Origin of the sequence: Alkalibacterium putridalgicola, assembly GCF_900109825.1 — a bacterium.
In the GTDB taxonomy this organism is placed as follows: Bacteria; Bacillota; Bacilli; order Lactobacillales; family Carnobacteriaceae_A; genus Alkalibacterium; species Alkalibacterium putridalgicola.
The window spans coordinates 1-5,892 of sequence record NZ_FOBL01000061.1 but is presented as its reverse complement, the minus strand read 5'-3'; the positions used below and the strand labels follow the sequence as shown (position 1 = coordinate 5,892).

The following is a 5,892-nucleotide window of genomic DNA, read 5'->3' as shown; positions in this document are numbered from 1 at the left end:
TCATTCGACGTGCTCGCAAAGATTCACGTTTGGGTACTGCCAATGACCGCTTCATTCGACGTGCTCGCAAAGATTCACATTTGAGTACTGCCAATGACGCCTTCATTCGACGTACTCACGACCAATCACATTTTGAGTAATACTAATATGCTGCTCATTCAGTCTGCTCACGAAGAATCCATTTTCGGTGATACCAATCACCTCTTTAATACGGTCTTGATTAGGCAGACTTGCCTAATCCTTCCACTTGAACCCTAAAAATGAAGAGGGTGGACAGCTGTCCACCCTCTTTCCAATTATAATCATTAAGATTTTGCGGTCGAGTACTTCATATACACACCACGGAGCTGTTTGTTGCTGGCGATAAACCAGATACTCAGGAAACGCACGACTGACATGACTGCATTTTGAAGCAGGCGTGGCGGTAAAAGAACCGCGATCGGATTCTGCGTCAGGATATAGAGCCAAAGCGTATTCAGCGTCAAGTTAACGAAGAGTGTATTGAATGCCACAGCCATCAGCACACGTTTCTTCGTGACTTTCTTTTTGTGTAAAAACACACCGTACGATACGCCACCTAAAAAGGCAGAAAGCGTAAAGCCGGGGAAAAACCCACCAACGCCTCCACCGATAATAAAGCCCAGGAGGTCCCCAAGTGCCGCGGCAACTCCCGCGACCCACGGACCAAATAGTATACCGATCAGGGCAGTGGGCAGAAACGAAAAGGTTATCCGAACGATAGGTGTGGTGATCCCTACACGTCCCAGCGCGATCGACATGGCCATCAGAATCCCGACGATCGCTATGCCTCGCGTATCCAAGTCCCACTTGGATAGGCTCAAAGCGCGATACAACAGCATCCAGCCGTAAAACAAGAAGACGATACCATAAATGATACCACTACCGGAAAACATGCCTTCTAAACCAAGGATCTCATTCTGCAAAAACAGAAAATAAGCTGCTCCAGTCAGCAGGAAGCCGATCAGCAGGCTGATCAGTACACTTTCCCGCTGCAGGCGTCTGTAGACATATATCCCTAAGGAGAAAAGTATCCCTGTAAAAACAAAGAGATAGACACTATCCGCCAAAACCATTTCCCAGTTTTCATACTGGTCGGCAAAGAAATGTGCACCGCTTGTTCCATTGCCTGAACGCATAAAAGGAATAACGATGGATAATAAAAGTGGTGCGATGATACCAATCAAAGCATAATCCCATTTCGTATTATGTCCGACTGGCCTGTTCGGTGTTTCATTCATATTCGAAGATCTCCTTTAATTTCTATACTTTCCCAGCAGAAAAATTTACTGAAAAAGTTAATCGGACTGTCCATGTGAATACAAAGTCAGTCAAATTAAAGAGTCCTCGCCAAAAAACTATTCAGTTTTAAAGCGGATGCAGAGAAAAATCGCAAAACCAAAGTTTTTTCGTCTAGTGGCAACATCCCATCCACTAGCACTTAACGTATTTCTCTTACTCTTTCTTCCATGATCATTATAAGGGTCCTGCATGACTGTTACAAGAAAAATCAGATCAGCTTCTCTCGGCCCTCATCAAACCCTCTTCTGTGATTAGATACTGTACCGGGATATCAAACGATTCGACTGGGAATGAATCCACCAGCTGGTTTGAATGCAGAAGTGAAACCGTGGTATTTTTAAAATCCTTCAGGAAGCGGTCGTAGTAACCTCCGCCAAAACCGATGCGGTACCCTTCCTGCGTAAAAATCAGACCAGGCACGATCATCAAGTCGATCGCAGAATCGTCCACCCGTTCGGTTTCACTGACGATCGGTTCGATCAGATCATAGTACCCCTTTTCCACTTGCCGGAAAGACGTGATTTCGTAAAAGTGGAGTTCACGAGTATGATGGATCGACTTGGGTACGCACACTTGTTTACCGTCCAGCCACGCTTGCTCAACAATAGCATTGGTGTCCCATTCTTTCGTCGTCGAAAGCGTGATCCCAATGCTGTCAGCCTGCTTCCATAAAGCAGATTCAAACAAATGCGTGTGCATCGCTTTTTCGGCTTTTTTTCTTTCGATCAGTCCGATCTGCTCCAGAGCGATGATCATTCCTTTACGCAGTTCATTTTTTCCCATATCCCTCACCTCACTCTCTAAATTACTCTGAACACTGACGCCAGGCTGCCTGAGTCACTTGTTCCGCCAGGACAGCTGTTGTGATCGAGCCGACTCCACCGGGAACAGGCGTGATCGCGGAAGCTTTCGCTGCCACTTCATCGTACTTGACGTCTCCCACCGGTTTGCCGTCTTTATATCCGAAGCCGACATCGATAACGACGGCACCGTCTTTGATGTCGTCCGCTGCCAGCAATTCAACGACTCCTGTTGCAGAAATGACGATGTCTGCTTTTTGAGTATAGCGTTTCGTGTCTTTCGTCTTGATATGCAGATTGCTCACAGTCGCCTCAGCATTCAACAGCATCAGCGTCAGCGGTTTACCGACCACCGGACTGCTCCCGACCACACAGACGTCTTTCCCTTCCAGCTCTATATCGTAATGATCCAAAAGCGCCATAACGGCTTTAGGCGTACTTGGCACCAGTGCATTTTTTTCGTTCTCAACGACCAGTCCTAGATTTTCAGGTGTCAGACCGTCGATATCCTTGGCCGGATCCACACAGCGGGCCACATCATTTCTGGATAAGGTCCCGGGCAAAGGTTGCATGACAAGGATCCCATGAACCCTTTGGTTATGATTCAATCCGCGCAGGGCCTCTAAAAACGCCTGGGAACTTACTGTCTCTTCAAAAACGACAGATTCAACAGCGATCCCGACACGCTCCATCGCTTTGATCGCGGCATTTTCATAAGAAACGGAAGCCTGTTCATGTCCCACTCTTACAATAGCTAAAGTCGGAAAACAGTCGATTTTCTTTAAGTCTTCCACTGTCTTTAATGCACGATCAAGCAACTGCCGCGCGACAGGTTTTCCTTTTAATTCAGTCGTCATGTCATTCCTCCTCGGTCAAAAGTTCCGGCCACTCATTATGTTCAAGGAAATAGCGGATCGACTCCGACAATTTAGTGAGTTCCAGCTTACCGTGTGCCAGACGGCGTTCAGCTTCTTTCTCTAGCTGCTCTTTCAGCTCCTTGTCTTTCATCAGCTTCGTATTGATCGTCACATTCAGGACCGCCGTTTCCAGCACACTTCCCATAAACAAAGTCGCGACCATCAAATCATTCACAATGGTCCCTTTCATACGAAAAGCCGTCAGTTCTTTCAAAACTTGAATAAGGTTCTGTCCTTCCTCCAGCATCAGGCGTGGAGGCTCCACGGCTCCTTTCAGTGCCGCTTCAACGGCTTCCTGTCGGGCCTTCTTTTCCTCTTGTGTTCCTTTAGACAGCTTGTAGGCATCCAGTACCGGTTCAAAAGCCACCGCATCTGCTTTGGCCAGCTCTTCAAAAGCTTCTCTGATCCGCTCCGCTTCGTTTAAGAGAGAATTTAATTCATCCTTCTTTTCAGCGTAGGTTTTCTTGTCCTTCTGGATATCGGCGACCATACGCACCAGTGAGGCACTCATGGCTCCAATATACGCTGCGGCACTTCCGCCCCCCGACACGCCGTCTTTGGATCCTAATTCTGTCAAATAAGCAGAAAATGTTTCATCCTTCATTAGAATCCCTCCTTAAAATAATCCGGTGATTTTTCCTTCCGCATTTACATCCACCTGTTCGGCAGAAGGCACTTTAGGCAAACCCGGCATACGCATGATGTTACCTGTCAGGACGACGATAAAGCCGGCGCCGGCAGAAACGGACAAGTCACGAATGTTCACTTCAAAGTCAGTCGGTCTGCCCAGGGCTTTGGCATCGTCCGATAATGAATACTGTGTTTTTGCCATACAGATCGGCAGGTCACTGTAACCCAGTTTCGTCAGACGTCTGGCTGTGCGTTTGGCAGCCACGCTCCATTCGGTCCCTTTACCACCGTAGACAGACTGAACGATCTTGTCGACTTTCGTTTCGATGGTATCGCCCAGCTCATAGGCAAAGGTCATTTCAGAATCCTGTTCACACAGTTTGACGACTTCTTCAGCCAATTCCACACCGCCGGCTCCGCCTTCAGCCCAGACATTCGACTGAACGACTTTACTTCCGGTGGCTTCGATCGCTTCTTTCAGGACATCCAGCTCTTCCTGAGTGTCTCCAGGGAAGGCGTTGATGGCGACCACGGCAGGAAGATTAAAGGTCGTTTGAATGTTTTCGATATGTTTTAAAAGGTTCGGCAGACCAGCTTTCAGGGCTTCTGTATTTTCTTCAGCCAGATCGGTCTTTTTGACACCACCATGCATCTTCAATGCCCGGATCGTTGCGACAATAACAACGGCATCCGGTTTGACATCACCAATACGGCATTTGATGTCGATGAACTTCTCAGCACCCAGATCCGCACCGAAACCGGCCTCTGTCACCACGTAATCAGCATGAGCCAGCGCCATTTTAGTTGCCAGAAGACTGTTACAGCCATGAGCGATATTGGCGAACGGTCCGCCGTGAATAAATACCGGGGTATGTTCAAGGGTCTGGACCAGGTTAGGTTTCAAAGCATCTTTCAAAAGTGCTGCGACAGCCCCCTGCGCATTCAGATCGCCCAGTTTGACCGGTTCATTATTAAAGGTGTACCCGATCAGGCAGTCGCTTAATTTTTCTTTCATTTCATCTAAGGAATGAGACAGGCATAAAACCGCCATGATCTCAGAAGCCACGGTGATATCGAAGCCGCCTTCTCTTGGCATGCCGTTCGTACGTGCCCCGATCCCGCTGACGATCGAACGCAGCTGACGGTCGTTCATGTCCATGGCACGTCGCCAGGTGATGCGTCTTGGATCGATATCCAACTCATTCCCATGGTAAATATGGTTATCGATCATGGCAGAAACCAGATTATTTGCCGCACCGATCGCATGGATATCTCCGGTGAAGTGCAGGTTGATGTCTTCCATCGGGATGACTTGAGCAAATCCCCCTCCTGCCGCGCCGCCTTTCACTCCAAATACAGGTCCTAAAGAAGGTTCGCGTAAAGCAATGGCAGACTTTTTACCGATTTTCTGCAGGGCGTCGCCCAGACCGACAGACGTGGTCGTTTTACCTTCACCGGCCGGAGTCGGATTGATAGCCGTGACTAAAATCAGTTTTCCATTATTTGTTTCTTTATTATGTAGGGCACTGAAATCCACTTTGGCCTTGTATTTTCCGTAATGATCCAGATCCTCTTTGTCGATCGACAATTTTTGTGCGATTTCTTCTATTGGAAGCATTTCTGTGGACTGTGCTATTTCGATATCACTTTTCACCATGTTTACTCCTCCTTATAGTTGGAACCTGTTTGATAACCCTGCATGCCCTTCTGAAAAAATGTAAGGGTATACAACGCTTGTATTTAACCTGTTTTCAGTATAACACAGGATAAGCATCCGCCAATTAAAATCTATTAAGATTTCTGTTTGATCAGGTTTGTCCGATTTGACTAATTATATTCAATGAGATCTATATTGGCTGTGCTCAAAAGAAGGATCTACTGAGCGCGTTCAATGAATGCCGTATTAGCAGTGCCCAAAGGAGGATTAATCTGAGTACGTTCAATAAGAGCCGCATTGGCAGTACCCAAAGGAATTTCCTCCTGGGTACACTTAATGATGGGAATAATGGACGTACTCACCGCTATTTGCTTTCGAGTACGTTCAATGAGAGCCGCATTGGCAGTACCCAAAGGAATTTCCTCCTGAGTACACCTAATGATGGCAGTATTGGGCGTACTCACCGCTATTTGCTTTCGAGTACGCTCAATGAGAGCCGCATTGGCAGTGCTCAAAAGAAAGATTCCCTGAGCGCGTTCAATCAAGGTAACATTGGCAGTGCTCAAAG

At 47.4% G+C, this 5,892-nt stretch carries 6 protein-coding genes and 1 riboswitch; all 6 genes read right to left on the bottom strand.

Annotated elements, in window-relative coordinates:
* Positions 1-305: 305 nt before the first annotated feature.
* Complete coding sequence (locus BMX84_RS12165) at positions 306-1,259, bottom strand: folate family ECF transporter S component (RefSeq protein WP_091490302.1); 954 nt, start codon at positions 1,257-1,259, stop codon at positions 306-308.
* Positions 1,260-1,387: 128 nt separating this feature from the next.
* Positions 1,388-1,483: riboswitch (THF riboswitch) on the bottom strand.
* A 50-nt stretch (positions 1,484-1,533) separates the two neighbouring features.
* On the bottom strand, positions 1,534-2,103 hold the full coding sequence (locus BMX84_RS12160) for a 5-formyltetrahydrofolate cyclo-ligase (RefSeq protein ID WP_091490299.1): 570 nt from the start codon (positions 2,101-2,103) through the stop codon (positions 1,534-1,536).
* Between the two features lie 22 nt (positions 2,104-2,125).
* Complete coding sequence (locus BMX84_RS12155) at positions 2,126-2,977, bottom strand: bifunctional 5,10-methylenetetrahydrofolate dehydrogenase/5,10-methenyltetrahydrofolate cyclohydrolase (RefSeq protein ID WP_091490296.1); 852 nt, start codon at positions 2,975-2,977, stop codon at positions 2,126-2,128.
* 1 nt (position 2,978) lies between these two features.
* Positions 2,979-3,641 (bottom strand): cyclodeaminase/cyclohydrolase family protein, encoded by a 663-nt coding sequence (locus BMX84_RS12150; protein ID WP_091490294.1) that lies wholly within the window; start codon positions 3,639-3,641, stop codon positions 2,979-2,981.
* A gap of 12 nt (positions 3,642-3,653) precedes the next feature.
* Entirely contained in the window at positions 3,654-5,324 is a 1,671-nt protein-coding gene (locus tag BMX84_RS12145; protein WP_091490291.1) for a formate--tetrahydrofolate ligase, read from the bottom strand.
* Between the two features lie 218 nt (positions 5,325-5,542).
* Positions 5,543-5,892 (bottom strand): hypothetical protein (locus BMX84_RS12655; protein WP_218142382.1); only part of this gene is annotated, 350 nt, incomplete at its 5' end.